The organism is Shewanella colwelliana ATCC 39565, from assembly GCF_000518705.1.
GTDB lineage: Bacteria > Pseudomonadota > Gammaproteobacteria > Enterobacterales > Shewanellaceae > Shewanella > Shewanella colwelliana.
In genome coordinates, this window is record NZ_JAEC01000063.1 from 1 (window position 1) to 1,202 (window position 1,202).

General features: G+C 37.3%; 1 protein-coding gene. It reads left to right on the forward strand.

Annotated features, from left to right (window positions below; all coding sequences use genetic code 11):
* Positions 1-675, forward strand: a 675-nt coding sequence (locus L876_RS21965; protein ID WP_156029445.1) for a polymorphic toxin type 44 domain-containing protein, incomplete at its 5' end; no start/stop codon positions are given.
* Between the last annotated feature and the right edge of the window lie 527 nt (positions 676-1,202).

The following is a 1,202-nucleotide window of genomic DNA, read 5'->3' on the forward strand; positions in this document are numbered from 1 at the left end:
TTGGCTTTGCTTTTGTGTAGCAATTTTGTTAGTGCGCAGCAATGTACAGTTGCTCAACAAGCACCAGAAGGAAAACCTGACAACTTTGATACTAATAAAGAGTTAGGGGATATTGACGCTGTTTCGGCTGCATTAACGCTAGTTCCTGCTGGAGCCTATAGGGAAACTCTAAAAGCCTCTTATATGGCATCAATGTTTGGACCAGGGCAATACTATGATCTAAAAAACAACCCTGATTTTATGGCTTCACAAGAATACGGAAATTGGTTTTACGGTGCGGCAGCTCAGCGAATGGGATATACTTCCCTTCAAGCAACAAGAGCTGGCGCAATTGTACAGCAATACCAGAACTTTACAAATACTAACGACCCCGACTATCATGATTTAGGTGCCCTTTCTGATAATATTATTGGGGCAGTTAATGGCGATATACAGGATAACCCAGGTGATAAAGAGCTCATTCTTGGTGGTTATGATTATGCGGAAAATGTGTATGAAAATGATCCAGAATCAGACCGTAACTCAGATTCTTGTAACCCAGGAGGTGATCTTCAAGTTGTATCAAGTGGAGGCCACGGAGGTGGTTGGACGAGTGCAACTCCCGGATTTACAGTGACAGATTCTGGATGCATATTAGCTTGCCCTACGGGTAGCGTAACTATAACAGACTTATAAGTACATCACTATAACACCTAATTTTTTGATAATTAGGTGTTATAGTCTATTTCTTCGCATATAAGTCGTATCGCTATGGAATACTTACACGCTTTATGAAATCGAGTACAATAACTGTTATATTTTTGATTGTTTTCACTGTATTGTTGAAGGTGGTTTTTACTTGCCTAAATATTAAATTGGTCTGGTATGACTTTGAAAACTATAAGTTTTTTGATGCCATGTTTGATTTTTTATTTCTCTTGCTGGTTTTCATAATACTAAAGAATTTTTGGTTGCAACATAAAAATTCATTTTTAATTATTTTATTCACGTTGCTCCTGTATCACACCTCAATAATCCTAAACTACAATTCAAAATACAAGTCTGTTTATAAAGCAAACAAAGATAGTACCTTGGTATTAACGTCTCACAATATGGGAGCCCTCGGAGATGGACTAATTAACTTAGTCATTTACAAGAGGAGTGGAATCTTGTTAATAGGTAAAGATGTAAAGTCTTATACAGGAGTCTTCGATGGAGTAATA